Source organism: Exiguobacterium chiriqhucha RW-2, from assembly GCF_000416965.1.
Taxonomy (GTDB): domain Bacteria; phylum Bacillota; class Bacilli; order Exiguobacteriales; family Exiguobacteriaceae; genus Exiguobacterium; species Exiguobacterium chiriqhucha.
Genome location: NZ_ATCL01000020.1, coordinates 510,045 through 535,504, shown reverse-complemented (window position 1 = coordinate 535,504; position 25,460 = coordinate 510,045). Strand labels below are relative to the sequence as shown.

The following is a 25,460-nucleotide window of genomic DNA, read 5'->3' as shown; positions in this document are numbered from 1 at the left end:
GAGATGTGGAGTCTAAATTGTGAGCGTTGGTTGTGATATAAACGCAAAAACAGCCGAGCCCGCATATGGACTCGACCGTTCTTTCAAGTGATCCAACTTATAATTCTTTAGCCGGTTTCACGATTTTTAATTCAACTTCTTCTTTTTCCTCTGATTCTTGGGCTTCGCGCAAGCCTTTCGCGTTCAACCACGTATAGATCGCACCCATGAACAAGGCGCCGCCGATGATGTTACCGAACGTGGCCGGAATCAAGTTGTGGATGGCGCCGGCAAAGCTAATCGCCTCAGGGTGTGGGACGACGAGCGTGAGCGCAAACAAGACGAAGTTGGCGATGACGTGATCAAATCCTGACGCGAAGAAGACGGCGACGAGGAAAATCATCGAGAAGATTTGGGCGAACTCATTTTTCATCTGTTTTGGTAAGAAAATCGCGAGACAGACCATCCAGTTACAGAAGATGGCACGGAAGAAAATCTCGACCGTCGTATGATGCATCTTGCTCTCGACGACCGCGAACAGCCAGTTGTCCATCCCGAGTTCTTGGATGACGCCGGTCGGGGCGAGCAACAAGGCGAACAAGACGCCACCGAGCGCGTTCCCGACGAAACAAAGTAACCAGACGAGCATTGTGTCACTGAGCGTCGTATAGCCGCGTAACGTCGAGGTCGTGAAATACATTGTGTTCCCCGTGAACAGTTCGGCTCCGCCGTAGATGATCATGACAAGCGCGATCCCGAATGAGAACCCACCGATGAGTGTCGTGAACGGCGAATCGATCAAGTACATCCCGTTGACAACTTTAAGTGTGAAGATTGAAGCGAATCCGATAAAGATCCCCGCGAGCATTGCCCGTAAAAAGTATTCCATTGGCCGATAATGAATCATTTGCGAAGATGCCTGAGCTTTTTTTCGTAATGATTCGAGTGCATGGATTTCCATTGATGCCATGTCACAAACCCTTCTTTCTGTTTGAATGAACCCATATAATAAGAACGAACATGTGAAATCATTAACAATATAAGCCCGAATCCAATAAATTGCAATCGACCTTGGACCGTGTTGACATATTTTTCACATCGTAATCGTTTACATTTGTCGGATTTGTGACGAAAAAAACGACCCTTCGCAAAGGGTCGTTCGATACAGCTTATTCTTTGTCTGCAGACTTCTCTTCAGACTCTTCAGATGATGCCTCAGCCGACTCTTCTTCAGTTGCTTCGGCTTCACTTTCTGTCGTTGTGTCTGTGTCTGCCTCGAGCTCTTCAAGAGAGACCGGCTCGTTCACAGATGCGATTTGAAGCTCGCCATCCGAGACGATGTCATAGTCTTTGTTCTCTGGAATGTCAGCTACCGTGACCGAGTCACCGATACCGAGTTCAGAAACATCGAGTTCAATGCGTTCCGGAATGTTAGCCGGTGTCGCCGATACTGTAACTTTATAGAGCGTTTGCGCCAAGAAGCCGCCTTCTTTGACACCTTTCGCGTCACCGACGAGTGTGACGTCCGCTTCGACTTCCGTCGCTTCGTCCATCTTCACGGCCATGAACTCGACGTGCTTGTATTCGTTCGTGAACGGGTCAACTTCAGTCCCGTGAACGAGCGTGTTTACTTTCTTGCCGTCGATGTTCAACTCGATTAGCGCGTTGTCACCGTGATCGCGGAGAATTTTGCGAAGTGCCATCTCCTCGAATGCTACTGGTGTGCTCTCGACTTTATAGCCGTAGACGACACCTAGTACTTTACCTTCTTTACGCAAGTTTGCGCGGACCGAACGTGGTCGTAATTCTCGTTTCGTTACTTTAAGCGTGTCTGCCATAATCTTTTCCCCCTACTGGTTTATCGATCATGTCTACATCTTGAGGGTGAGGCAGTGAAAAAGCCACCTCTCAACCTCGATGCGTTGAGTGACATGTGTATATTGTTCCCATAGGCACCCGGACATAAACGTTACAGCCGGTTAAAAAAAGATTACAAGCGTGTCACATAACCCGTTTGAACAACTTCTCAAGTTCGTACGTACTCCATTTCACCAAGATCGGTCGCCCGTGCGGACACGTATACGGGGACGTCGTCTGATTGAGGTCATGCAGCAATTGCCGCATCATTTCGTGGTTCAATGGATGGTTCGCTTTAATCGACCGCTTGCACGCCATCAAGATTGACGCGTCTTCCCGATATTTGGCGAGATTGACAGAGCGGTCCCGAATCGCCATCTCAATCAAATCGCGGACCGTCCCTTCCAAATCATGCTGCGGGTACCACGTCGGAATCTCTCGGATGAGGAACGTGTTGCCACCGAACGGCTCCAAATCGAGCCCCGCTTCTTTCAAGAGCGGAGCGACTTCTTCAATCGCGAGCGTCTCTTCTTGCGTGAACTCGAGTGTGAGCGGGAGCAGCAACAATTGATACTCTTTGTCTGGATTCCCGAGTTGCTCATAAAACAATTCGTATTTGATCCGTTCCTGAGCCGCGTGTTGGTCGATGACATACATGCCGTCCTCGGCGCCGCAGACGATATAGCTCGCATGCAATTGGCCGATGACGTCGAGCGGCGGCAACCGCATTCCTTTCGTCTCAATTGCGTCTGATTCGACAATCGGGTCGGTCGGTGCAGGCGCTTCATTGACGAGCGGGGTCGGTGACCATCGACTCGGTGACGTGACAGGCTCACGTGGAATCGGATAGTTCCACGTCGGCGGTTCATCCGTGACAGGTGTCCGTTCGACCGTGAAATCAAGTCGCTCTTGTTCGGTCCGATTGACCGGTCGCTCTTTCGGTTTGACCGACGGGATTAAACGCTGTTCCCGGAGTGTCAGTTGGACCGTCTCGCGAATCAACTGGCACAGCTCTTTCTCTTTCGAGAGTCGGACCTCCCGTTTTGTCGGATGGACGTTGACGTCAATCAACATCGGGTCCATGTTCACTTCGAGGACGGCAATCGGATAACGACCAATCGGGAGTAACGTATGGTAGCCCTCGAGTACACTTTGGGTCAACGCAAAGTTCTTGATGCTCCGACCGTTCAAGATGAGCGTCACGTACTGCTTGTTCGAACGCGTCACTTCAGGCCGGACGAGATGGGCGCTCAAACTATAGTCGTTCGTCTTGCTCGACGCGGTGACGATTTGCGCTGCAACTTGACGCCCATAAATGGCGAGCATGACTTGCTTGATGTCGCCATTCCCACTCGTCCGCAGGAGTTCCTTGTCTTCATGGAACGCCGTGAGGCGAACTTCCGGGTGGGACAAGGCGATCCGGTTCAACGTATCGGTGATGCTCGCGAGTTCGGTCGCCGACGTCTTCAAGTATTTGAGGCGGGCCGGTGTATTGTAGAACAATTGACTGACCGCTATCTCTGTTCCGACGTTTGCGGCGGCCGGTGTTTGCGCCGTAACGACACCCCCTTGGAGCGTCATCTCAAATCCGTCCTCCTCAGTTCGGCGTGACTTCAATGTCACATGACTCACTGAGGCGATAGACGCTAAGGCCTCCCCACGGAAGCCGAGTGTGCGAATCCGGAACAAATCGTGCTCGTCCCGGATTTTGCTCGTCGCATGACGTAAAAAAGCTCGCGGAGCATCCTCTTCATAAAACCCATGCCCGTTATCCCGGACTTTAATGAGACGTATCCCGGCTTCCTCCAAATCGACTTCGATTTTCGTGGCACCGGCGTCAATCGCATTCTCGACGAGCTCTTTCACGACCGAGGCTGGGCGTTCGACGACTTCCCCGGCAGCGATTCGGTTGGCCAGTTGTTCCGGTAACTCTTGAATGATTCCCATCGACTCACTCCTTCTTCGCGGATTGTTGGAGCGCATAGAGCGCCTGCATCGCCTCGATCGGGTTCATCGCCAGCAAATCGAGGTCGAGCAGTTGTCGTTTGATGTCATCTTCCGTCTCAAAAAGTGACAGTTGGGCCACAGGTTCAGCCGGAGCCGGCTGTTCTACAGCTGCCCGTGTCGGTTTCGGTTCTGTCTCAAGCTCAGACAAAATCGTTCGCGCCCGTTCAATCAAATCAGGCGGCAAATCAGCGAGTTCAGCGACATGAATCCCGTACGATTTGTCGGCCCGTCCCGGATGAACTTCATGCAGGAAGACGACGCGTCCGTCCCGTTCAATGGCACGGACGTGCACGTTCTCAAGGGCTGGAATTGTGTCTTCGAGCACGGTCAATTCGTGATAATGGGTCGAGAACAATGTTTTCGCGCCGATGGTGGCCGCGATATATTCGACGATGGCCTGTGCGAGCGCCATACCGTCATACGTCGAGGTTCCTCGTCCAATCTCATCGAGGAGGATGAGACTATGTGCTGTTGCTTCCGTCACCGCCTGACGTGTCTCCGTCATTTCGACCATGAACGTCGACTGTCCGCTCACCAAATCGTCGGCTGCCCCGATGCGGGTAAAGATGCGATCGAACAAAGGAAGTTCGGCCGCTTCGGCCGGCACGAATGAACCGATTTGATGCAGGATGGCAATCAGTGCGAACTGACGCATATACGTCGATTTACCGGACATGTTCGGTCCGGTGATCAAGAGCATGCGCCGCGTGTCATCGAGCGTCAAGTCGTTGGCCACATATTCACCACGAGGTAATACCGTTTCGATGACCGGATGGCGCCCACAATCGATTTGAACATTATTTGACGTCGTCGGCCGGACATAGTCCCGTTTTTCGGCGACAATGGCGAGCGCGAGCAGGACGTCGAGTTCACTTAACGAGCGGGCCAGTTGTTGAAGTGGTTTCGTCTCTTGTTTGACTTCTTCACGTAACGTGACGAACAAGTCATATTCAAGCGTACAGCTCTTCTCCTCGGCACCGAGGATGAGCGCTTCTTTTTCTTTTAACTCAGGCGTGACATAGCGTTCGGCGTTCGTAAGCGTCTGTTTCCGTTCATACCGCCCCTCTTCGAGCAAGCGCGCATTCGCTTTCGTCACTTCCAAATAATAGCCAAAGACACGGTTATAGCCGATTTTCAGCGACTTGATGCCGGTCGCGAGCCGCTCTTGTTGCTCGAGATTGGCAATCCACGTCTTCCCGTTCGCTTTCGCCTCGAGCAGTTCATCAAGTTCTGTCGAATAGCCTGAACGAATCATGCCACCTTCTTTAATTGAGATGGGTGGTGTCTCGACGAGCGCTGCCTGAAGTCGTTCCGATAGCGCGTCGAAGGTGTCGAGCGTCGCATCGATGTGATGCAATCGCGTTGCCGTGACATTCGCGAGCAACTCTCGTACCGCTGGAATGCGTTCAAGCGTGTTCCGCAACTGGACAAGGTCACGTGCGTTGGCCGTCCCGTAACCGACTTTCGCGACGAGCCGTTCGATATCGTAGACGTGACGTAATTGCTCCCGTAATTGATCGCGGAGCATGAAATCATCGACTAAATTTTCGACGGCATCTTGGCGTTCACGAATCGCCTGTTCCGTATAGAGCGGCTGTTCGAGCCAACGTTTCAATAGTCGTCCCCCCATCGCTGTCGTCGTCTCATCGAGCAGGGCGAGAAGTGATCCTTTCCGTTCCCCGGACCGGGCCGAACGGAACAGCTCCAAGTTGCGGGCCGTATTCGCATCGAGTTGCATATGGGCCTCAACCTCATAGGCGACAGCGGGCTGCAGGTGATCGAGGGCGCGTTTTTGCGTGCGCGTCAAGTAGGCGAAAAGGAGTTCGAACGCACTTACTTGCGCCTCGTCGCGGGCACCGCTCGACAACGAGCTCGCCAATCGCTCTGTCTGCACCGACAGCGGAATGCCGAGTGATGAGAGATGGTCTGCCAACTCGGCGTCATCAACGATGATTTCACTCGGGACCAACCCTTCGACTTCGCGTAGGACGGCCTCGCGCGACGGTAAGGTCGTCAACCAAGATTCACCTGTCGTCACATCGCCGCGTGCAATCCCAAACCGGCCTGCGACGTTCACGACCGAAAGTAAATACCGGTTCTCTTTCTCACCGAGCGCGGCCATATATGTACCCGGCGTGATGACTTGAATGACTTCACGTTTGACGAGTCCTTTCGTCGCTTTTGGATCTTCCATCTGCTCACAAATCGCCACGTTGAAACCTTTTTCAATGAGTTGCTCGATATAAATCGCAGCGGAATGATGCGGGACCCCGCACATCGGAATCGGGTGCTCGGCGTTTTTTCCGTTTTTCGCAGTCAATGTCAATTCGAGTTCTTTGGCGACGATTTGAGCATCTTCAAAAAACAGCTCGTAAAAGTCACCGAGCCGGTAGAAGAGAAAGGCGTCTGGATAATCGGCCTTGATTGAAAAGTATTGTTTCATCATCGGGGTTTGATGTATCGTTTCCATTCGTGTTCACCTCTAGAAATTAGAACAGCTGACCAAAGGCCAGCTGTCTGTTTGTTAGTATCCGCAGCCGCCGCGTGATTTCTCCGCTGCCATGCCGCTTCCTGTTTTACCGGCGAGAACGTCACCGTCCGTCGACTCGATAATGCGATCTGTCACCGAGTTGGCGAGTGTGACCGTCACGTATTGAAGCAAATCGTTCACTTCGACTTGCGTCTCTTGGAACGCCTGGACGACCGGAATCGAATCGAGTTCGTCCATCGCCTTGTCGATTTTTAGCTCGACTTTGGCGAGTGCTTCCGTCTTCCCGTAGTGCTTGCAGTTGACGGCTTCTTTTTGTAAGTATTTGATACGCTTAATCAACGTTTGAACGCGCTCACTTTCGTTCACTTTCGTTTCCGCTTCTTTGAAGCGGGCCACTTCCGGCGTGCTCGCCAATAAGTCGGCTAATTCTCTCGCTTTTTGAATCACAGTTTGATCAGTCACCATCGTAAACCCCTTTGCTCTCTATGATTGAACGCACGTCTTGACGCACGCAAGTATTCCTCATCATTCTACCACGAACTTATGGCAAACGGTACCGCATCGATTCACTTCGAGATGGTCGCCGTCCGAACCATATCGACGTGAGGAATCCCATCCTCTAAGTACTCCTCGCTCGTTCGTGTGAACCCAAAGCTTGCATAGAACGGCTCCACGTACGTTTGCGCTTGCAAATACAAATCGCGATCCCCAAAGTCTGCCACGGCTTCTTGCATCAAGCGCCGCGAATGGCCTTGTCCCCGATGCGTCGATTTTGTGACGACACGACCGATGGCAATTGGCGATTCATCCTCGAGGACACGTAACGCCGCAATCGGGCGACCGTCTGCCTCAATCCAGTAATGGACCGCCGTCACATCTTTCCCATCGACTTCTTGGTACGGGCAATCTTGTTCCACGACAAAGATTTCGGTACGGAGCGCCAATAACTCATAGAGCTCTCTCGTCGTCAATTCATCAAACCGTTTTTTCTGCATCTCAACTTGTCCCCCTCATAACTTCGAACCGAGCGCTCGGGCGACGTGGAGCCCGCTCGTCATCGCCCCAATCGTCCCGGCACCTGGAAACACCGTGTCGCCGCAAACGTAAAAATTCGGAAGGTTCGTCCGATAGCTCGCCGCATGGAATAACGCTTGTTGCGGTGTTTGGGCATATCCACCGACCGCACCGTGCGGACGTTTCGTATATTTCACCCATGCCCCAGGTCCGCCCGGAAGAAACACCGACGATGTGCCGGTCCAACTCGGGAACGCCCGTCGCACTGCCTTGACGAGGCGCTCGGTCCATTCTGTCTCTAGTTTCTCATACGTCTCCTTGTCTTTCCAAGCCTGCCACTCCGACAAATCGATATGGGTCGAGACGGTCAACGTTCGTTCCGGCCGTTCGGTTCGGCGCGTATCGTCCGCATCTGACATCGAAATGAAGGCGTGACCTGACGGCAAATCATCACTATATACTTGTTGGAAGAGCGGACGTCCCGTGCACGCCGCTTCCGGTAACGTGACGTAAAGACTGAACGTCCCCCATTGCGACCGTTCTAGTTGACGGCCGTACTGTCTATGGAACTGTCGAGCCGCTTGTCCCGTGACCAACTGAGCGGTCGCCTCGAGCGGGATGGCCGACACGACGACATCGACGAGGTCGAGCCGGCCCCGGCGATCGGTCAACAACCAACCGTCAGCAATCCGCTCGATTTTAACAATTTGTCGTCCGAGAATCGTTTTTCCATCGTCTCTTCGAATCGACCGCTCCAACGCGTGGGCGAGTGTGTACAATCCCCCATCGACGTAATATGCTCCCTCATGGTAAATGGATAAAGCGACGGCCGCGAGCAAATGGCTCGCCTCGCGGGCACCAGTCTGCAAGCTATCGAGCAAAATCCCGTCGATAACCCGCTCGAACGCAGTCCCGTTCAATCGATGCCGTTTTAACGTTGTACCGAGCGGTCGATACAGCTTCCGGAACGACCGGAGCTGTGCCGGTCGAAACGCTCGTATCGCAACCGATGCGTCACGAATCGTTCGAAACGGCAACGCCGGTAGCGTCTCAAACAAAGGACGGATCGTCTCGAAATCGGTCCACACTTCATTCAAAAAAGCACGAATTCGCGGAGCGAGCTCTGGAAATATCGACTCAAGTTCTGCTAAAAACAGATCCCGGTCTTGAAGATAATGGACAGTCTGTCCGTCGAGATGAATCTGCATCACCTCGGTTAACGGGCGAACGTCAATCGTTTCACCTAAGTAGGACAAGACTCGCTCATGCAGGCCGCCCGGTTCAAATCCCATCCCGAGCGTCGCCCCGGCCGGGAACCGATAGTCCCCCCGTTCGAATTTCCCGGCACAACCACCCCATTCTCGTGACGACTCGTATACGGTCACGTCATGGCCGATTCGGCTCGCTAACGCACCCGTCGTCAATCCGGCAACTCCTCCACCGATAATCCCGATTCGCATGTTAATCCCCTCCTGCCTTCATCATACATGGCTTCCCGAAATCCGAGACATTTCAACGTGTTCCGTAGACATATTTCACCGGTCAGGCAGGGTTCTGCCGGTAGATGGCGAAAAAATCGATAAAGGACAGGTGAAACCATATGCGAAGTCGGGTCATCATTTATCTGCTCATTCCAATCTTGATTTTTATCGGTATTTTGATTACACCTCCATCAGAAGAATCACAAAAAGTCGCCACCATGACGGCTGTCAACATTCAAGAGATGATTCCGTATGAACGCGAGTACACGGCACAAAAAGTGTTACTCGAGGAAGCGAACGATGGCCGCGAGGCGATTATCGAGGAGTGGCGGCTCGAACGCGGGGCGCGCACGACTTATAGTTACGTGTTGCGACTTCAGGGGTTCGATACGGTGATTCAAGTCGATGCTGGGGCGGCCAACACACGCTCGGACGGCTATTATGCCATGCAGGCGCACAGCCCCGTCTTTGAAGCGGACGAACCGCTGTCGATCGGTTATCCGATTGTGCTCTTCGCTAGCGAGCAGCGGCTCGTACTGAACCAGATGGAAGTACGCGTCCTATACGAAGAGGACGGTGTCATTGAAAAATGGCGTATCCTAGAATCCACAGAATCTTAATGAAGGCGGAACTAATATGAATCTCACATTTCAACGGGCAACCGAATCACAACAAGCCGAAATTTATGCACTTGCAGGCGTCAATCGTGAGGAAGCGACCAACCACGTGTCGACTGATAGCCGAGAAAAGATGATTGAAGCGTACGAACATTCTGCAAAGTTCGGTGCTTATTTTCTCTGTCTCGTCGATGACGAGACACTCATCGGCTGGACGCAAATCGACAAAGCGTTCGATTATTTGACGGGTGCGGAGGTCGGTTGGGTGAACGACCTATATATCAAACCCGTTTTTCGCGGGCACGGTTATGCCAAATTATTGATGCAAGAGGCGCTCGCCACGTTCAAACAAATGGGCTATACCGACGTGCGCTTGAACGTGTATGCGCATAATCAAACAGCGATGCATCTATATGAACAACTTGGCTTCTCCGACGTCAGCAAGTTCATGAAAATTGACATATGAGAGGCGAGACGTCATGCAAAAAATATTATTAATCGGTTCAGGCGGTTCGGGCAAGTCGACACTCGCCCGCGAGTTGGGCGCCCGACTCGGAATCGATGTTCATCACCTCGACGCGTTACTATGGAAGCCGAATTGGACACCCGCCACGCGACAAGAACAAATTGCCACGCAGTCAGCGTTGATTGAACGCGATTCGTGGATCATCGATGGGAATTACGGGGGGACGCTCGATTTGCGAGTAGATGCTGCCGACACGATTGTATTTCTCGACTTACCGCGTACCGTCTGCACGTATCGCGTTTTGAAGCGCATGCTCAAGTACCGCGGCAAAACACGCCCTGACATGGGCCCTGGTTGTGAGGAACGATTCGACCCGAAGTTCTTGAAGTGGGTCCGAAGTCGCAGCGACCAGCCATTTTACAACGTTTACACAAACTTGAATCCGAAAAAGACATTATTCTCCTGCGTTCACGGGCCGAGGTCCGTCGTTTCGTAGTGAATCAACTGGAGGCGAATACATGAATCCAATTCTCGCAGAAATTGGGACCGTCTTTATCCCCGTCCGAGACGTTGAAACGTCCCGGGATTGGTATTGTCAGCTATTTGATATCTCAGCAGATGGAGACATACTGTTCGATCATCTCTATGTCGTCCCGTTAAACGGACCAAATCTGGTACTAGACAGTAAGATTTTCTCTGAAGCGAACGTCATTCAGACCCCGCTTTTCCATTTGAACACGCCTGATATCCACCAAGCATATGCGCATATGGTGCAACGACAAATTGACATTGTAACCCCGATTGAACACGACCATTGGTTCAATTTCAAAGACCCAGACGGAAACATCCTGATGATGTGCCAATGCTGACGGGGCCTATAGAAGGTGCAAGCATTCAAATTCAACGCGTCAATCACATGGATCGCGCAATCACTCAATTGAGCGACTTGTCGCCCGACGTTCATTTGTTAATTGCCACATGAGCGGAAACCGTCGTCGGGACCCTGTAACTCCAATTCTGTACGAAACCGAACGGTATCCATCGTGTCGAAATCGCAAACTTGATGACACACCCTGATTGTCATCTACTATAATCTGCTGGCGAGACTTAATATGGATTATTCACGTGACGAGAGTCCGAGTTCAGACTCGCCTGCCACTGGAGGGTCGCCGATGCAACATATAGATTGGATCGCTGAAGGAAACAGTGCCCATGTCTATCTTGACGACAATAAAATATACAAACGATTTAAGCCGCCGATTTCTTTAGACACGGCACGACATGAAGCGAAGAAGCAACAGCTGGCTCACGCGGCAGGCCTACCTGTCCCAGACGTCTATGAGGTATTCGATGCTGAGGGATATGCTGTGCTCGTCATGGAATATGTGCCCGGCCTCTCGATCGGTCAACTCGCACTCAGGGAACCGGGCCGTCTGGCCGAATATATTGACCGTTCGATTCAACTGCAACTCGCCATCCATCAGATTGTACACATCGAAATCGAATCGATGGTTGAGCGATTGCATAGTCAAATCAAAAGGGCTCCCCGATTGAACGAGTATGAGAAAAACCGACTCGTAACGCGAATGGAGTCGTTTCAGTTTGTATCGAGACTATGTCATGGTGATTTTCATCTACATAATTTGATTCAAACCGAGACAGGCATCTCAATCATCGATTGGATGGATGCCAGCCTCGGTGACGCACAGGCCGATATCTGCCGGACGTATCTGCTTTATCTAGAGAAGTATCCCGAGTTAGCGGAAAGCTATATATCGCGCTATTGTGAGAAAAGCGAAACATCCCGAGATGAGGTCTTGAAATGGCTACCCATCCTAGCGGCTGCGAGGCTGAGTGAATCCGTCGGTCCAAATTATTCCGATTGCCTCTACGCCTTAAGTACATCTATTTGAAAGGAGTCCCTGATGCCATCTAAAATTGAACCGCTCGAAGCGGCACAACGCTTCATCTCCACACAATTCCCCCGCTGTCAGGCCGCGTTGCTCGCCGGGAGCGTCGTCCGTGGTCAAGCGACCGCGACGTCGGATTTAGACATCATTCTCTTCGACGACACGCTCGTCTCGTCTTATCGGGAATCGTTCATCGAAGACGGATGGCACATCGAGCTGTTCGCCCATAACTTAACGTCATATCGCGCGTTCTTCGAACAAGATTGCCGGCGCGCCATTCCATCGTTGCCGAGAATGGTCACCGAAGGCATCGTCTTGAAGGACACGAATATCGTCGAAGACATTAAACGTGAAGCGAGAGCCTTGCTCGACAGCGGGCCGGAGGCATGGTCAAACGAGACGATTGAGATGAAACGTTACTTTCTGACCGATACGCTCGATGACTTGATCGGATGCACTACTCGCGCTGAAGGATTATTCATCGCGAGTACCCTTGTCACGTTAGTCTGCGAGTTCATCCTGCGTACGAATCGACAATGGACAGGATCTTCCAAATGGACGTACCGCGCTCTCGACCGCTACGATGCGATAGCGGCCTGAAAACTCGTCGTGGCCCTTGAGGCGTATTATCAATCGGACGAAACTGATGCGCTCATCCGTTACGTCGATGAGACGCTCTCCCCCTTCGGCGGCCGGTTGTTCGCCGGATTCAGCCGCGGGAAATCAAATGAAACGTGAGGGATCTCCATGTTCTTTTTGCAAATGTCTGGTTCCCCCGGATCAGGTAAGTCGACGCTGTCTCGGGAAATCGCCCGACGATTGGATGCGGTCATCGTCGATCACGATGTCACGAAGACGGCATTGCTCGAATCGACTGCACAACACCCGCTCGACCCGGCGCTGGTCGGAAAAGTCGCCTATGATCTCGATTGGGCGATTGTCGAGTTCCAACTGTCTTTAGGACGGAACGTGATTTTAGATAGCCCCTGTCTGTATGACGTGATGATTGACCGCGGCCTGTCGATTACGAGAAACAGCGGGGCAATCTATCGTTACGTCGAGTGTCTTGTCGACGACGTCGATGAAATCAATCGGCGGCTGTGTGAGCGCGACCGGAAGCTCAGTCAAATCGGAAGCGTCTCACCAGAAAATTTCAACCGGACCGTCGCCAGCAGTAAAAAACCACCGAACATGCATACGCTTACAATCGATACAAATCGCCCGCTCGAGACGTATTTACCGGACGCAATCGCCTATCTCCAGGCGATTGATTGACGATTCGATGCATCCCGCAACTTTTGCCGGATGCATTTTTTTAATCATTTTTGTATTTTTATGCTTTACAATTAATAATCATACATATACACTTAGTCTCATATCTTGAAGGAGGAATTCATACATGAAAAAGTGGGTCATTACAGGGGGATTAGTGGCAAGTGCATTATTAGCAGGATGTAGCCAAGAGACGACGGGCGAAGAAAAAAAGACACTCGTCATGGGGACGAGCGCCGATTACTTCCCGTATGAGTTTGTCGATACGGCAAATGGTGATGAAATCGTCGGATTCGACATCGAAATCGCAGAGACGGTCACGGAACGCCTCGGCTACGAGCTCAAAATTGAAGACATGGACTTCGGCAGCCTGCTCGGCGCGTTGAACGCCGGACGTGTCGACTTCGTCATGGCCGGTATGACGCCGACCGAAGAGCGGAAAGAAAATGCCGCCTTCTCGGACATCTATTTGTCGGCGACGAACTTAGTCATGACGAAAGATGAGTCACTCGAGTCGATTGAAGCGCTCGCCGGCAAGAAAATCGGCGTCCAAACGGCATCGATTCAAGAGAACATCGCCAAAGACCAAGCTCCGGATGCAGAGCTCGTCTCATTGAACAAGATTCCAGAAATCGTTCAAGAGTTGAATACGGGTCGGATTGACGCGATGGTCATCGAGGACACGGTCGCCCAAAAATACTTGGATCAAGATGCCGGACTGTACACGTTCGCCTTGAAAGAAGATGGCGAGAAAGGTTCTGCAGCCGCCTTTAAATTGGAGGATGACCTTCGCGATCAGTTCAACGAGGAGTTGAACAAGATGATCGACTCAGGTGAAATCGACAAACTCGCCAAGAAATGGTTCTCGATGGAGCCGACGGAATGAGACCAGTCTCGCTACCGATTTATCCAATCACCTATCCAGAAGGGTACCGTTTGAATCAAAACGAGAGCCAGTTCCCGGTGCCGTCCCGGTTGTATGACCAACTTGCGACAATCTCGTTCCAAGACTTGCATGAGTATCCGGTCCAACAGATTGACGAGTTGTTCACCCGTTATGCGGCCTACGCCGGTGTTGACCCGAATCAGTTGCTCGTCGGTTGCGGGAGTGACGAGATGATTCATGTCGTCACCCAGGCGCTGTTGGCACCGGAAGACGTCGTCTTGTCACCGAGTCCGGATTTCGCACTCTATCCAATTTTCACGACAATCGCCCATGGCCGGCACGTGCAAGCCGATGACCTTTCTTATGACGCACTCGTCCAGGCGATTACGCAACACGAACCGAAGCTGTTGCTGTTGTCGAATCCAAACAATCCGACCGGTAAATTGTGGAGCGTCGCCGAATTGGCCGAACTCGCAGGACTCGTCCCATATTTAATCGTCGACGAGGCGTATATCGACTTTTCACCGAACTCGAGCATGGTGGCCCACCTTGATTCATTCACGAACGTGATTGTACTGCGGACGTTATCGAAGGCGTTTGGCTTAGCCAACGTCCGCCTCGGTTTCATGGTCACGACGCCTGAACTCACCGCTTATTTCCGTCAGTTCGTCCCACCGTTCAACATTAGCGGGGTCAGCGCGAAAATCGCCAATGTGTTTTTACAAGATGCTACGTATCTCGACGAGGCCATCTCTTGGCACGCCGACATGCGCGGACAGTGGACCGACTTGTTCGCCACCATCGGCCACGTCCATCCCGCCGAGGCAAACTTCATTTACGTCACGCTCGATGAGCCGGAGGCCGTTTGGGCCCACCTCGCCGCGCATGGTGTTCACACATCGAAACAACCGAACGGGATTCGCATCACGCTCGGCAATCAACAAGCCCTTGCCCTGGCACACGAGGCGCTCAGCATTTACGCAACCCAAACGACGAATTAATCAACAACGAGGCTGGGACATAACTAGCCAGTTCTAAAGTATTTCAATCAAAAAGAGGGGTCCGGTCACCGATTTTCGGTGACCGGACCCTTTCTTTGTACTTCGGGCGACAACGGTGGCGATGAACTTCCGCAGGTTCACCGCCATGAGCGCGAAGCCGAGCTCGCGTCTCACGCGCTGTTTTCCCCTGACGGAGAAGCGGGTGAAACCCAAATTGGCCTTCAGATATCCAAAAACTGGTTCCACGTCCGTCTTGCGTCTGGCGTAGAGGGCACCCGTTTTCTCATCCGAAAGCAGCGTTCTCGTCATATGCTTTTGTTCTTCCCAGGCCACGTTCACACCGACCTGGCGGTGGCTCCCTTCCTCGGCCTTTGTGCACAGGTCGCGGAACGGACACCCGCCGCAGTCCTCGCTCAGATACATGCGGGACTCGCGGACGAACCCGTCCCTGTCGGTCTTACGGGATTCGTGGCTGAACGGGAGCCGTCTCCCGTCCGGGCAGGTGAACGTATCGGATTCCCTGTCGTACGCCCAATTCGAGATGTTGAACGGGTTCTCGCGCCACTTCTTCTTCTGTTCCTTCCGGTACATCGTGTACGGGATCAAGGGAATGCGCCCCCGGCGCTCGAGGATGTCCGTGTAGTTCGGCTGGCTCCCATATCCCGCATCGGCGACGATGTAGGCGGGTAACTCGAGGAACGTTTCGACCTCGTCGAGGAACGGGGCCAACGTCCTCATGTCGGTCGGGTTCGGAAAGACGTCATACGCCAGCGTGTACTGGCCCGAGGTCGCGATCTGGACATTGTAGCCGGGCTTCAATTGTCCGTTCTTCATGTGATCATCCTTCATCCGCATGAACGTCGCATCCCTGTCGATCTTCGAGTAACTGTTCCGCGTGCCGAAGGCGGCCATGTGTTCCTCGTATCGGCGTTTCCGGGCAGCGAAGTCGGAGGCCTGCTTGCGGAGGCGGCGGGGTTCCTTGCGTCTCGCGCGCAGTCGTTTGCGTTCCTCGACGTCGGTTGTCGACGCGATTTCCTCATCGATCGCGTCGACCTTTTCCCCGAGTCGCGCCGCGACCTCCTCGAGTTCTTCGACCGAGAGCGCCTCCGGGCTCTCGCGCTCGATCTCTGGGATGACCTGCTCGGCCATCAGCTCCTCGTACAGCCGGTTCGACTTCTCGACGAGTGCGGCGCTGTATTTCTCGACGGCCTTCCTCCAGACGAAGGTGTATCGGTTCGCGTTCGCCTCGAGCTTCGTGCCATCGATGAAGATCGCCTCCTGGTCGATCTCACCCGCCTCGACGAGGTGGCAACGGAACGTGACGAAGGCGGATTTCAGGATCGGGGCGACGGCCGGATGGACCCGGAACCGATTGATCGTCCGATAGCTCGGCTCGTGTCCCTGGGCGAGCCACATCATGCGCAGGCTGTCCTTGAGAAGGCCCTCGATCTTCCGGCCCGAGAACACGGACTGCGTGCACGCGCAGAGGACGATCTTCCTCATCATCCGCGGGTGATAGGCCGGGCAGCCCGTCGTTCGCCAGAACGTCTCGAACGCCTCGTCCGGGATCTGTTCGACGAGGTCGTGGACGGCGAAGGCGATGTCGTTCTCCGGGAGCCGCACTTCTAAATCTAGGGGCAAAACCAACTGGTTCATGGTATACTCTTTGTACATAGGGGCACCTCCAAAGTTATGGTTTGGTCACTTTAACTTTATCAGAGGTCGCCCCTATCTGTTTATATCGAAATGTGCGTACGAACCCATAAAAAGGAGAAGAGGCCACCTGGCGCGAACGAGTCGCGCCAGGTGGCCTCTTTCTTATAAATCTACTGAGTTATGTCCCAGCCTCGTTTTTGTCATGGGATGAGTTTGATGACTTTTGCCGGATTACCCCCGACGACGGCACGAGCTGGCACATCTTTCGTCACAATGGCGCCAGAGGCGATGACAGCATCGTCACCGACCGTCACCCCTGGATTCAAGATGGCACCGCCGCCAATCCATACCCGATGTCCGACCGTGACCGGCTTCCCGTATTCAAGACCTGAAATCCGTTCAGTCGGGTCGAGCGGATGCGTCGCCGTATAGACGTGCACACCCGGACCGAGCATGCAATCGTCACCGAATGTGATCGGACAGATGTCGAGGAACACACAGTCAAAGTTAGCGAAGAACCGTTCTCCGAGATGAATGTTATAGCCGTAGTCGCATTTGAACGTCGGCTCCAGATAAAACGAACTCCCGGTCGAGCCGAATAGCTCCGCTAACACAGCTTTTCGGTCGTCGATTTCGTCGATGCCGGAACGATTGAATCGTTCCGTCAAACGCCGGGCCTGACGCCGGTCGGCGACGAGCTCCTCATCCCCTGCCATGTAAAGGTCGCCCCGAATCATCTTTTCTTTTTCTGTCATCTGCTTCTCCCCCTTTTCTTTTTTTAGTATAGAGGAATTTCTGACCAAACGGGGAATAGGAACATGACGAACTAGAGGAGGAATAGACAGATGAAACGAATTCTTGATTGCAGAGCCAGTGATTTCTTGACGTTCAACCGCTCGGATTTGATTGGATCGATTCGGAAAGCCGAGGGGCGGACCGTACTCGCCGAGGTCATCCCGACCGTGCAGCCGCTCTATCCAGAAGTGACGAACGCCGAACTCGCTCGAGCGTTCGGAGCCGATATGATTCTATTGAATATGCTCGACGTGTTCCACCCGTACATAAAGGGTCTCGAAAGCCACGCCTTGTTTGGTAACGTACCGGGCGAGACGATGTCTGACAATCCGATTATGGAATTGAAGCGGCTCGTCGGTTTGCCGATTGGGGTCAACCTCGAGCCGGTCGACTTTTCCGAGAAATCGGAGGACATGTATGACGTAAAACAAGGACGGCTCGCGACACGGGAAGCGTTCGCCAGAGCGTCAGAGCTCGGTATCGACTTCATCTGCCTGACCGGAAACCCGAACACCGGGGTGACGAACGAGGCGATCGAGCAAGCCATCATCAACGCCCGCCAAGAGTTCGCTGGGGTCATCATCGCCGGGAAGATGCATCAAGCCGGCGTCGGCCGAGTACTCGACCAAGAGGCCTATGTCCGCTTCGCTGAGGCCGGGGCCGACATCATCTTGATTCCTGCGCCTGGCACTGTTCCCGGCGTCCGCGAAGACGAATTCTATGAAGTCACGCGGGAGATTCAGGCGTTGGATAAACTCGTCGTCGCCGCCATCGGTACGTCACAGGAAGGATCCGATGAAGCGACAATCCGTGACATCGCCTTGTCCTCGAAGCGCGGCGGTACCGACGTCTTCCATATCGGCGATGCCGGTCTGTCCGGAATCGCCACACCGGAGAACATTCAGGCGTTATCCATCGCCATTCGGGGACGGCGCCATACGTATATCCGCATGGCCGCCTCGGTCAACCGCTAATCAAAAGGAACGAAGCCGATAATGGCTTCGTTCCTTTTTGTGTTACCAGTCGGTGACGTCTCGGCGCGGTTTCGCCGGAGTCGTCGTCCCGTGCCGTTTGGCGAGGAGCGCCTCGACGTCTTGTAATGACACGCCTTTGGCGGCGAGCAAGACGAGCAAGTGGTACAAGAGATCAGCCGACTCTTCGACCAAATCTTCATCGTTCAGCGCCGCGATGACGACCTCGAACGACTCTTCCCCAAACTTCTTGGCAATCTTGTCGACACCTTGGTCGAATAGATAAGACGTATACGACCCTTCTTTCGGTGACGCCTGTCGTTCTTGAATCAACTTCTCTAATTCGTGAATCATCCTTCCACCTCCGTGAAAAAGCAGCTTCGATTTCCCGTATGACACGTCGGCCCATTGGCACGGACCCGGACCAAGAGTGCGTCTTGATCACAATCGACGTGGATGCTTTCGAGCTCGAGCGTATTTCCGCTCGACTCCCCTTTCATCCAGAGTCGCCCTTTCGAACGTGACCAGAACGTGACCGTGTTCGTCTCGAGCGTCTTCTGAATCGCCTCCTCGTTCATGTAGCCTAACATGAGGACGGCGTCGTCCTCTGTCGACACGATGATGGCTGGAATCAATCCGTTTGCGTCGTAACGAACCGCATCGGCAAGTTGTGCTCGCTGCATACGTGTTTCACCTCTTCCACTGTCGTTTTCCGGTCATGCAAAATCGAGGCGAGTAGCGCCGCATCGACCTTCTCGAGCGCGTCGACGACATGATTCGCGTTCCCGGCACCGCCAGAGGCGATAATCGGGATATCGACGGCGTCCCGGAGCAAATCAAGGATTCGCAAATCGTAGCCACTCTGCTTTCCGTCCTGATTCATCGACGTGACGAGCAGTTCACCCGCCCCAAGTGCAGCCACTTGCTTTGCCCAATCGACGGCCCGCAACTCGGTCCGGTTCTTCCCGCCATACGTATAGACGAAGTAATCGTCGTCTTCGAACTTGACGTCGATGGCGATGACGATACATTGTGACCCGAACCGCTCGGCCGCTCGTTTAATCAAATCGGGTGATTCGACGGCGAGCGTGTTGAGCGACACTTTATCGGCCCCGGCTTTTAAGAGCGAGGAAATATCCTCAAGCGACCGAATACCGCCACCAACCGTGAGCGGAATGAACACTTTCCGGGCGACGGCACTGACGACGTCAAGCATCGTCTGGCGGCGTTCCGTACTCGCAGTGATATCTAGAAACACGAGCTCATCCGCACCGGATGCGTCATAATACTTAGCAATCTCGACCGGGTCGCCGATATCCCGGAGTGCCACGAACTCGATTCCTTTGACGACACGACCGTCTTTCACATCAAGACACGGAATAATGCGACGTTTAAGCATGGCGCGCCTCCCACTCGATCAAGTCATCGAGGCTGACTTGTCCGGAGAGTAGTGCCTTCCCGACGACCGCTTCGTCGATACCGGCCGCTTGAAGTGCTTCGACATCAGCCTCGGTCGTCACACCGCCCGAAGCGATGAGCGTGACTGAAACAGCCTCACGCAGCGCCTTCATCCGCTCGAGATTCGGTCCGTTCAACTTCCCGTCCGACCCGATGTCCGTATAGAGAATCGTTTTGACACCACGGTCAACGAGGCCTTTCGCGGCATCGATATCTTTTAAGTCGGTCGCTTCTTGCCAGCCGTTGACGGCGACGATGCCATCATAGGCATCGAGGGCGACGGCGACACGATCTCCGTACTTCGCGAGCGCCCGGTCCAAGAAATCCGGGTCTGTGAACGCTTTTGTCCCGAGCAAGACCCGGTCCGCACCGGTCGCCATGACCGCGTCGAGCGCTTCCTCGGAACGGATGCCCCCGCCGGTCTGAACGAAGAACCCGCACGTTTTGGCAAAGCGGACGACATCAAGATGTCTCGGTTCACCGGCTTTCGCCCCTTCGAGATCAATCAAGTGGAGCATCGGGACGCGCCCTTGCCACTCCTTCAATTTCTCATACGGGTCTCCGTACTGTTCTTCTGTATTGAAATCGCCTTCTGTCAAGCGGACGATTTTTCCGTCAATCAAATCAATGGCCGGTAGTAATCTCACGTTCGACCGCCTCCTTCCATTCTTTCAATAAACTGAGTCCAAACGCGCCGCTCTTCTCCGGGTGGAACTGCATCCCCGTGACGAGCCCTTTTTGCACGATGGCTGGCACGTCTTCCCCCATATAATCGGCAGAAGCGATCACATGGGTCGGGTCGGTCACGACGTGATACGAGTGAACGAAATAGACGTCCTCGTCTCGCAAAATCGAGTTCCATCCGACGTGTGGCAGACGTTTCGCCCGCATCCGCTCGACGCGCCCTTCAATCAAACCGAGTCCTTCTGTCGGCACCCCTTCCGTGCTCGACTCGAATAAGAGCTGCATGCCAAGGCAAATGCCAAGGAACGGTTTTTCTTGTGCCGATCGTTTCAACAACGGAATCAGTCCCGTCTCGTTCAGCGATTGCATCGCCTGCGGGAACGCTCCGACGCCAGGAAGCAAAATGGCGTCCGCCGCCTCGATGTCTACGGGGTCGTTCGTGATCGTGACGTAACAGCCGATGGCTTGGAGCGCCCGTTCGACGTTGAATACGTTGCCCATCCCATAATCGATGACCGCGACTTTCATCCTTCAATCAGTCCTTTCGTCGAAGGGAGTCGATTCGATCCGTCTTGGCCGATCGCTTCGGCGAGGGCGCGACCGAACGCTTTGAACAGCCCTTCAATCATATGGTGCGAGTTCGACCCGTAGAGCACTTCAAGATGAAGCGTCAAACGGGCGTTCATCGCCACGGCCCGGAAAAACTCTTCGGCGAGCTCGGTATCAAAGTCCCCGAGTTTCGGGTTTTTAATATCGGCCCGGTAAACGAGAAACGGTCGGCCTGACACGTCGACGACGGCACGCGCGAGCGTCTCGTCCATCGGCAAGTAACTCGTCCCATAGCGGCGGATACCGATTTTGTCGCCGAGCGCTTGATTGATCATCTGCCCAAGGGCGATCCCGACGTCTTCGACCGTATGGTGAGCGTCGACCCACGTATCCCCTTCGACATGGACCGTCAAATCGATTTGGCTGTGGAACGCGAACAGTGTCAGCATATGGTCAAAGAAGCCGACGCCTGTCTTGACGTCACTTTGTCCCGTCCCGTTCAAATCGAGTTTTAGCTCAATCTTCGTTTCTTTCGTCTCTCGTTTCGTCTCAGCTGTTCTCAAGTGAAGTCACCTCTTCTATCGTTTGTTGAAGCAAGCGGTACGCTTCGTCCGTACCAGCACTGACACGAAGCCCGTCCGCGAACGCGCGAACATGCACGTCTTTTTCAAGGAAGCGGGCGGCCCAGGCTTCGCTGTCCGGTGTCTCGACGTATAGGAAGTTGGCACGACTCGGTAAAACATTCCCGATCGGTGCGAGCAACGTCTCGAGCTTTTGTCGCTGCGTTTGATGGAAGTTGATCGACTCATCGATATAGTCGGGGTCGTTCACTACAATCGTCGCCACAGCGGCACTCAGCCCGCTCACATTGAACGGCGAGCGGAACCGGTCAATCTTCTCGATTAAGCGCTCGTCGGCAATCATGAAGCCGATGCGCAGATTCGCGAGTCCGAACGCTTTCGAAAGCGTGCGTAGAATGATCACGTTCGCGTGGTCCGCGAGACGGGCTTTAAACGAATCTTCCATCGTGAAATCGATATATGCCTCATCGACGACAAGGTACGGAACTCGACGTGCAATCGTCTCGAGATCATCGAGCGACCACATCTTGCCGGTCGGATTGTTCGGGTTCGATATGAGGACAAGTTTCGGCCGTTCCGCCTCAATCGTTTGCATGAGCGCCTTGAACGACAATCCATCCGCATCCGGCTGCACGAAATTCCCACGGGCGATATGCGTGTAAATTCCATACATCGAAAAGTCTGGAATCGGTGCGGCGACGACGTCGTCGGCATCGAGAATGGCTTGACAGAGAATCGCGAGCAATTCATCGCTGCCACTGCCGACCATGAGTTGCTGCGGGCTCACACCGGCATACGCCGCATAGCTTTGTTTAAGCGCCGTCAACTCGTCGACCGGATAATGGCTCAAGTCGAGCGGAAGCTCTCGGATAGCCGTCTTCAAGCGCTCTGGGAAGACATATTGGCTTTCGTTTTGATTCAACGCGTGCCCTTTGACCGCATGCGGGACGTAGCGTGGAATCGTCTCATAGTTCAGTCTCATACGTCCTCCAATCGGACCGCCATCGCCCGGGCGTGGCCGTCAAGTTGTTCTTGTTGCGCGATTCGAATCGCGGCACGCGTGATGCGCTCATCGAGTTCTGTCATTTCCAGGAACGTCTGGCGTCGGTAAAAATCATCGACCGAGAGGCCGCTCGAGAAACGGGCCGTCCCGCTCGTCGGCAGGACGTGGTTCGGTCCAGCGATGTAATCCCCAAACGCCTCCGCCGCTTCATGACCGAGGAAGAACGATCCGCCGTGACGGATGGCTTGCATGTAATCTTCCGGGTCGGCGACGGCGAGTTGGACGTGTTCAGCCGCCATCTCGTTCGCATAACGAATCGCCTCAGCCTTCGTCTTCACGAGGACACCCCCGCGCTTCATCGCCTCTATCGCAATGTCACGCCGCGGTAATTCAGCCAATTGTCGGTCTAATTCTTGTCGAATCGCTTCGGCCAATTCGTCAGTCGTGACGAGCGCAAGTGCCGTCGCTTCGACATCGTGTTCGGCTTGGGCGAGCAAATCGGCGGCGACCCATTTCGGATTGGCCGTCTCATCGGCGATGATAAGCACCTCGGACGGTCCAGCGACCGAATCGATGCCGACGATATGGGAGACGAGCGATTTTGCCGTCGCGACATAGGCATTCCCAGGCCCGACGATTTTATCGACCGGTTGAATCGTCTCGGTGCCGAACGCCAAGGCGGCCACGGCTTGCGCCCCGCCGACGAGATAACATTCATCCGCCCCTGCGATTTTTGCCGCAATCAATAACGATAAATCGATGCCGTCTTGTTTCGGCGGCGTCACCATGACGACTCGCTTCACGCCGGCCACTTTCGCCGGAATGATGTTCATCAACACGCTCGACGGATAGACGGCCGTCCCGCCTGGTACATACACACCGACCGAATCGAGCGCCATGAAACGGCGTCCAAGCCGGAACATACCGTCTTCGTACACGTCATCTTGACGTCGCTGGCGTTCGTGAAACGTACGAATGCGTTCAGCCGCGAGCGTCAACGCCTCGGTCAGTTCAGCATATGCTTCAGGTGGCGTAAACGTCGTCAAATCGACCGTCTCGATTTTGTCGACGCCGTCATACTTTCTCGTGAACGCGAGGAGCGCTTCGTCTCCGTTCGACTCCACGGCCTCGAGGATTGGCTTGACCGCTTCCGCCCAGCTTTCCCGCCGGGTCCGGTTCGTTTCTGTACTCATTGGGCATCCTCCTTGCTCAAGCGACGAATCCACGCCTTCAATTCATCAGGATTGTTGGCGAGTGCCGCCTCACTCGTGATGAACTTGGCGTTCACCGTGAAAATCGTCTCGTATTCTTCAAGGTCGTTCGCGCGGAGCGTCGCCCCCGTCTCGACGATATCGACGATGCAATCGGCCAGTCCTGTAAGCGGTGCGAGTTCGACCGATCCGTTCAATGCAATCACTTCGACGTTCTGTCGTTTCGAGGCGAAGTGAGAGATGGCGATATTCGGATATTTGCTCGCGACTTTCAATTTTTTCGTTCCATTCTTCCGTTCTTTCGGTCCGCAGACCGCCATGCGGCAACGGCCGAACGGCAAGTCGACGACTTCAAGGACGCCCGGCGTTTTCTCTCGCAAGATGTCTCCGCCGACGACGCCGACATCAGCGGCGCCGTGCATGACATATTTGTAGACGTCATCCCCTTTGACGAAGATGAACTCATGCCCGTCGACTTCGACCGTCAGTTCGCGGCCGCGCTTTTCAGGCCAAACGGTAAGTCCGACTTGTTCGAAATAGTCTCGGGCCGCTTTTTCAATGCGTCCTTTTGCGATGGCTACTTTCATAAAATCACCTCACCTAACTGTTCTAAATCAAGGGACAGTCCGAACGCCCGACGAGATTGGCCGAAATGTCCGTATAATGAATCATAACGACCACCCGATAGGACGCGTCGTCCGTCGATGCTGCCTGTCACCGTCAATCCTGAATAATAATCAAAATCACCGGTCTGTCCGAAGTCGTACGATACGTTCAAACCGATGGACCGTAAATGTTCGACCGCCCGCTCGACTTCATCGATTGCTGCCGTCAAGCCCGGCTCGGCGACTTCACGTAACTCACCAAGTGCCGAGTCGCCAATCAAGAACGGTAATTTCGCGATTAACGGGTATTGATACGTATCGGCGAGTTCCCGGAGTGACTCCAAATTGCGAAGCGCCAAATATTGGCGGAGCGTCCGCTCAGGGATACCGGCTTCGTCGGCCACGGCGGCGACCAAGGCTGCTGATCCGACTTGAATCCGGAGTCCGTCTTGTGGCAGGACACGCTCGGTCATACTGAGGAACGAGGCAATCAACTCCATATCAGGAGCGTCCCCGTCAATCCATTCGAGACCGAGCTGTTGACGTTCATGCGGCTGTCCCGAATGCTTCGGGGTACGCCGGTAGACGGCACCGGCATATGCAACACGCATCGGCTCATGACCGTCCGCGAGTTTCCGTGCGATTTGTAACGTATAGTCTGGACGCATGACGAGCAACTCTCCGTCATTTCCGAACAGACGATAATAGGCCGACTCATCGAACAAGGCCAAGTCTTGATAGTGCGAATAATATTCTACGAGTGGCGGTTCGATCACGCTGTAGCCGTTCGATTCGGCTCGTTCGAGAAATGATAACATCCACTGCTTCGGACGCAGAACGTCCTCCCCTTGCAATTCGTGCCATCCTTCCGGGATGGATCCTTTTGTATTGAACCAAATCATCGATATCACCCTTTATCTTATTATCACTTTACCAAACTAAAGTAGTGTGTTAAATTTATCAAAC

The 25,460-nt window shown here is 53.8% G+C and carries 25 protein-coding genes and 3 pseudogenes; 10 read left to right on the top strand and 18 right to left on the bottom strand.

Going from position 1 to position 25,460, the window contains the following annotated elements; translation table 11 throughout:
• Positions 1-97 precede the first annotated feature (97 nt).
• From M467_RS26845 to M467_RS26815, 7 genes are all read right to left on the bottom strand, one after another.
• A complete protein-coding gene (locus tag M467_RS26845; protein WP_029595608.1) occupies positions 98-940 on the bottom strand; it encodes a formate/nitrite transporter family protein in 843 nt (280 codons plus the stop codon).
• Positions 941-1,148: 208 nt separating this feature from the next.
• Positions 1,149-1,817: a 50S ribosomal protein L25/general stress protein Ctc gene (locus tag M467_RS26840; protein ID WP_021067284.1), complete on the bottom strand. Its 669-nt coding sequence runs from the start codon at positions 1,815-1,817 to the stop codon at positions 1,149-1,151.
• A gap of 163 nt (positions 1,818-1,980) precedes the next feature.
• Positions 1,981-3,783: a DNA mismatch repair endonuclease MutL gene (gene mutL / locus M467_RS26835; RefSeq protein ID WP_021067283.1), complete on the bottom strand. Its 1,803-nt coding sequence runs from the start codon at positions 3,781-3,783 to the stop codon at positions 1,981-1,983.
• A 4-nt stretch (positions 3,784-3,787) separates the two neighbouring features.
• Entirely contained in the window at positions 3,788-6,313 is a 2,526-nt protein-coding gene (gene mutS / locus M467_RS26830) for a DNA mismatch repair protein MutS (RefSeq protein WP_021067282.1), read from the bottom strand.
• Between the two features lie 54 nt (positions 6,314-6,367).
• A complete protein-coding gene (locus M467_RS26825; protein ID WP_021067281.1) occupies positions 6,368-6,799 on the bottom strand; it encodes a YlbF/YmcA family competence regulator in 432 nt (143 codons plus the stop codon).
• Positions 6,800-6,900: 101 nt separating this feature from the next.
• Positions 6,901-7,329 carry a GNAT family N-acetyltransferase gene (locus M467_RS26820; protein ID WP_021067280.1) on the bottom strand — a complete coding sequence of 143 codons (429 nt, stop codon included), beginning with the start codon at positions 7,327-7,329 and terminating at the stop codon, positions 6,901-6,903.
• Positions 7,330-7,344: 15 nt separating this feature from the next.
• Positions 7,345-8,808, bottom strand: coding sequence for a phytoene desaturase family protein (locus M467_RS26815; RefSeq protein WP_021067279.1), 1,464 nt, complete (start codon positions 8,806-8,808; stop codon positions 7,345-7,347).
• Positions 8,809-8,948: 140 nt separating this feature from the next.
• Here M467_RS26815 and M467_RS26810 point away from each other — a divergent pair, with 140 nt between their 5' ends.
• The 9 genes and pseudogenes from M467_RS26810 (at position 8,949) to M467_RS26770 (ending at position 14,981) form a co-directional block, all read left to right on the top strand.
• Entirely contained in the window at positions 8,949-9,449 is a 501-nt protein-coding gene (locus M467_RS26810; protein WP_021067278.1) for a hypothetical protein, read from the top strand.
• Between the two features lie 16 nt (positions 9,450-9,465).
• Positions 9,466-9,912: a GNAT family N-acetyltransferase gene (locus tag M467_RS26805; RefSeq protein ID WP_021067277.1), complete on the top strand. Its 447-nt coding sequence runs from the start codon at positions 9,466-9,468 to the stop codon at positions 9,910-9,912.
• A 13-nt stretch (positions 9,913-9,925) separates the two neighbouring features.
• Positions 9,926-10,434, top strand: a pseudogene (locus M467_RS26800) (DNA topology modulation protein).
• Positions 10,431-10,781: a VOC family protein gene (locus M467_RS26795; RefSeq protein ID WP_021067275.1), complete on the top strand. Its 351-nt coding sequence runs from the start codon at positions 10,431-10,433 to the stop codon at positions 10,779-10,781. The pseudogene M467_RS26800 and the gene M467_RS26795 overlap by 4 nt, the downstream one beginning before the upstream one ends.
• Before the next feature lie 303 nt (positions 10,782-11,084).
• Positions 11,085-11,825 (top strand): phosphotransferase family protein, encoded by a 741-nt coding sequence (locus M467_RS26790; protein ID WP_021067274.1) that lies wholly within the window; start codon positions 11,085-11,087, stop codon positions 11,823-11,825.
• A gap of 24 nt (positions 11,826-11,849) precedes the next feature.
• A pseudogene (locus M467_RS26785) lies at positions 11,850-12,560 on the top strand (nucleotidyltransferase domain-containing protein).
• 9 nt (positions 12,561-12,569) lie between these two features.
• The gene (locus M467_RS26780) at positions 12,570-13,097 is read left to right on the top strand and encodes a P-loop nucleotide/nucleoside kinase family protein (RefSeq protein ID WP_021067271.1); all 528 of its coding nucleotides are present in this window, start codon (positions 12,570-12,572) and stop codon (positions 13,095-13,097) included.
• A 124-nt stretch (positions 13,098-13,221) separates the two neighbouring features.
• Positions 13,222-13,980 carry a transporter substrate-binding domain-containing protein gene (locus tag M467_RS26775; RefSeq protein WP_021067270.1) on the top strand — a complete coding sequence of 253 codons (759 nt, stop codon included), beginning with the start codon at positions 13,222-13,224 and terminating at the stop codon, positions 13,978-13,980.
• Entirely contained in the window at positions 13,977-14,981 is a 1,005-nt protein-coding gene (locus tag M467_RS26770; RefSeq protein ID WP_021067269.1) for a pyridoxal phosphate-dependent aminotransferase, read from the top strand. Before M467_RS26775 ends, M467_RS26770 begins: the two co-directional genes overlap by 4 nt.
• A gap of 33 nt (positions 14,982-15,014) precedes the next feature.
• Here the strand turns inward: M467_RS26770 and M467_RS26765 are convergent, their stop codons facing one another.
• Together M467_RS26765 and M467_RS26760 are read right to left on the bottom strand one after the other, a co-directional pair.
• Positions 15,015-16,655, bottom strand: coding sequence for an IS1182 family transposase (locus tag M467_RS26765; RefSeq protein WP_021067268.1), 1,641 nt, complete (start codon positions 16,653-16,655; stop codon positions 15,015-15,017).
• A 182-nt stretch (positions 16,656-16,837) separates the two neighbouring features.
• A complete protein-coding gene (locus M467_RS26760) occupies positions 16,838-17,392 on the bottom strand; it encodes a maltose acetyltransferase domain-containing protein (RefSeq protein ID WP_021067267.1) in 555 nt (184 codons plus the stop codon).
• Positions 17,393-17,482: 90 nt separating this feature from the next.
• On the opposite strand from M467_RS26760, the gene M467_RS26755 reads away from it, so the two are divergent.
• Entirely contained in the window at positions 17,483-18,406 is a 924-nt protein-coding gene (locus M467_RS26755) for a DUF7916 family protein (protein ID WP_021067266.1), read from the top strand.
• 42 nt (positions 18,407-18,448) lie between these two features.
• On the opposite strand, the pseudogene hisIE reads toward M467_RS26755, so the two are convergent.
• The 9 genes and pseudogenes from hisIE to M467_RS26705 all read right to left on the bottom strand — a co-directional run bounded on the left by hisIE (position 18,449) and on the right by M467_RS26705 (position 25,396).
• Positions 18,449-19,086, bottom strand: a pseudogene (gene hisIE, locus M467_RS31890) (bifunctional phosphoribosyl-AMP cyclohydrolase/phosphoribosyl-ATP diphosphatase HisIE).
• Positions 19,035-19,802, bottom strand: a complete 768-nt coding sequence (gene hisF, locus M467_RS26740) for an imidazole glycerol phosphate synthase subunit HisF (RefSeq protein ID WP_021067263.1) — start codon at positions 19,800-19,802, stop codon at positions 19,035-19,037. Before hisF ends, hisIE begins: the two are co-directional and overlap by 52 nt.
• The gene (hisA, locus tag M467_RS26735; protein WP_021067262.1) at positions 19,795-20,508 is read right to left on the bottom strand and encodes a 1-(5-phosphoribosyl)-5-[(5-phosphoribosylamino)methylideneamino]imidazole-4-carboxamide isomerase; all 714 of its coding nucleotides are present in this window, start codon (positions 20,506-20,508) and stop codon (positions 19,795-19,797) included. The genes hisF and hisA overlap by 8 nt, the downstream gene beginning before the upstream one ends.
• Positions 20,486-21,073 (bottom strand): imidazole glycerol phosphate synthase subunit HisH, encoded by a 588-nt coding sequence (gene hisH, locus M467_RS26730; RefSeq protein WP_021067261.1) that lies wholly within the window; start codon positions 21,071-21,073, stop codon positions 20,486-20,488. Before hisH ends, hisA begins: the two co-directional genes overlap by 23 nt.
• Positions 21,070-21,657 (bottom strand): imidazoleglycerol-phosphate dehydratase HisB, encoded by a 588-nt coding sequence (gene hisB, locus M467_RS26725; protein WP_021067260.1) that lies wholly within the window; start codon positions 21,655-21,657, stop codon positions 21,070-21,072. Before hisB ends, hisH begins: the two co-directional genes overlap by 4 nt.
• Positions 21,644-22,657: a pyridoxal phosphate-dependent aminotransferase gene (locus M467_RS26720; protein ID WP_021067259.1), complete on the bottom strand. Its 1,014-nt coding sequence runs from the start codon at positions 22,655-22,657 to the stop codon at positions 21,644-21,646. Before M467_RS26720 ends, hisB begins: the two co-directional genes overlap by 14 nt.
• On the bottom strand, positions 22,654-23,871 hold the full coding sequence (gene hisD / locus M467_RS26715; RefSeq protein WP_021067258.1) for a histidinol dehydrogenase: 1,218 nt from the start codon (positions 23,869-23,871) through the stop codon (positions 22,654-22,656). Before hisD ends, M467_RS26720 begins: the two co-directional genes overlap by 4 nt.
• On the bottom strand, positions 23,868-24,476 hold the full coding sequence (gene hisG, locus M467_RS26710; RefSeq protein WP_021067257.1) for an ATP phosphoribosyltransferase: 609 nt from the start codon (positions 24,474-24,476) through the stop codon (positions 23,868-23,870). The genes hisD and hisG overlap by 4 nt, the downstream gene beginning before the upstream one ends.
• Positions 24,473-25,396 (bottom strand): ATP phosphoribosyltransferase regulatory subunit, encoded by a 924-nt coding sequence (locus tag M467_RS26705; protein WP_021067256.1) that lies wholly within the window; start codon positions 25,394-25,396, stop codon positions 24,473-24,475. The genes hisG and M467_RS26705 overlap by 4 nt, the downstream gene beginning before the upstream one ends.
• Between the last annotated feature and the right edge of the window lie 64 nt (positions 25,397-25,460).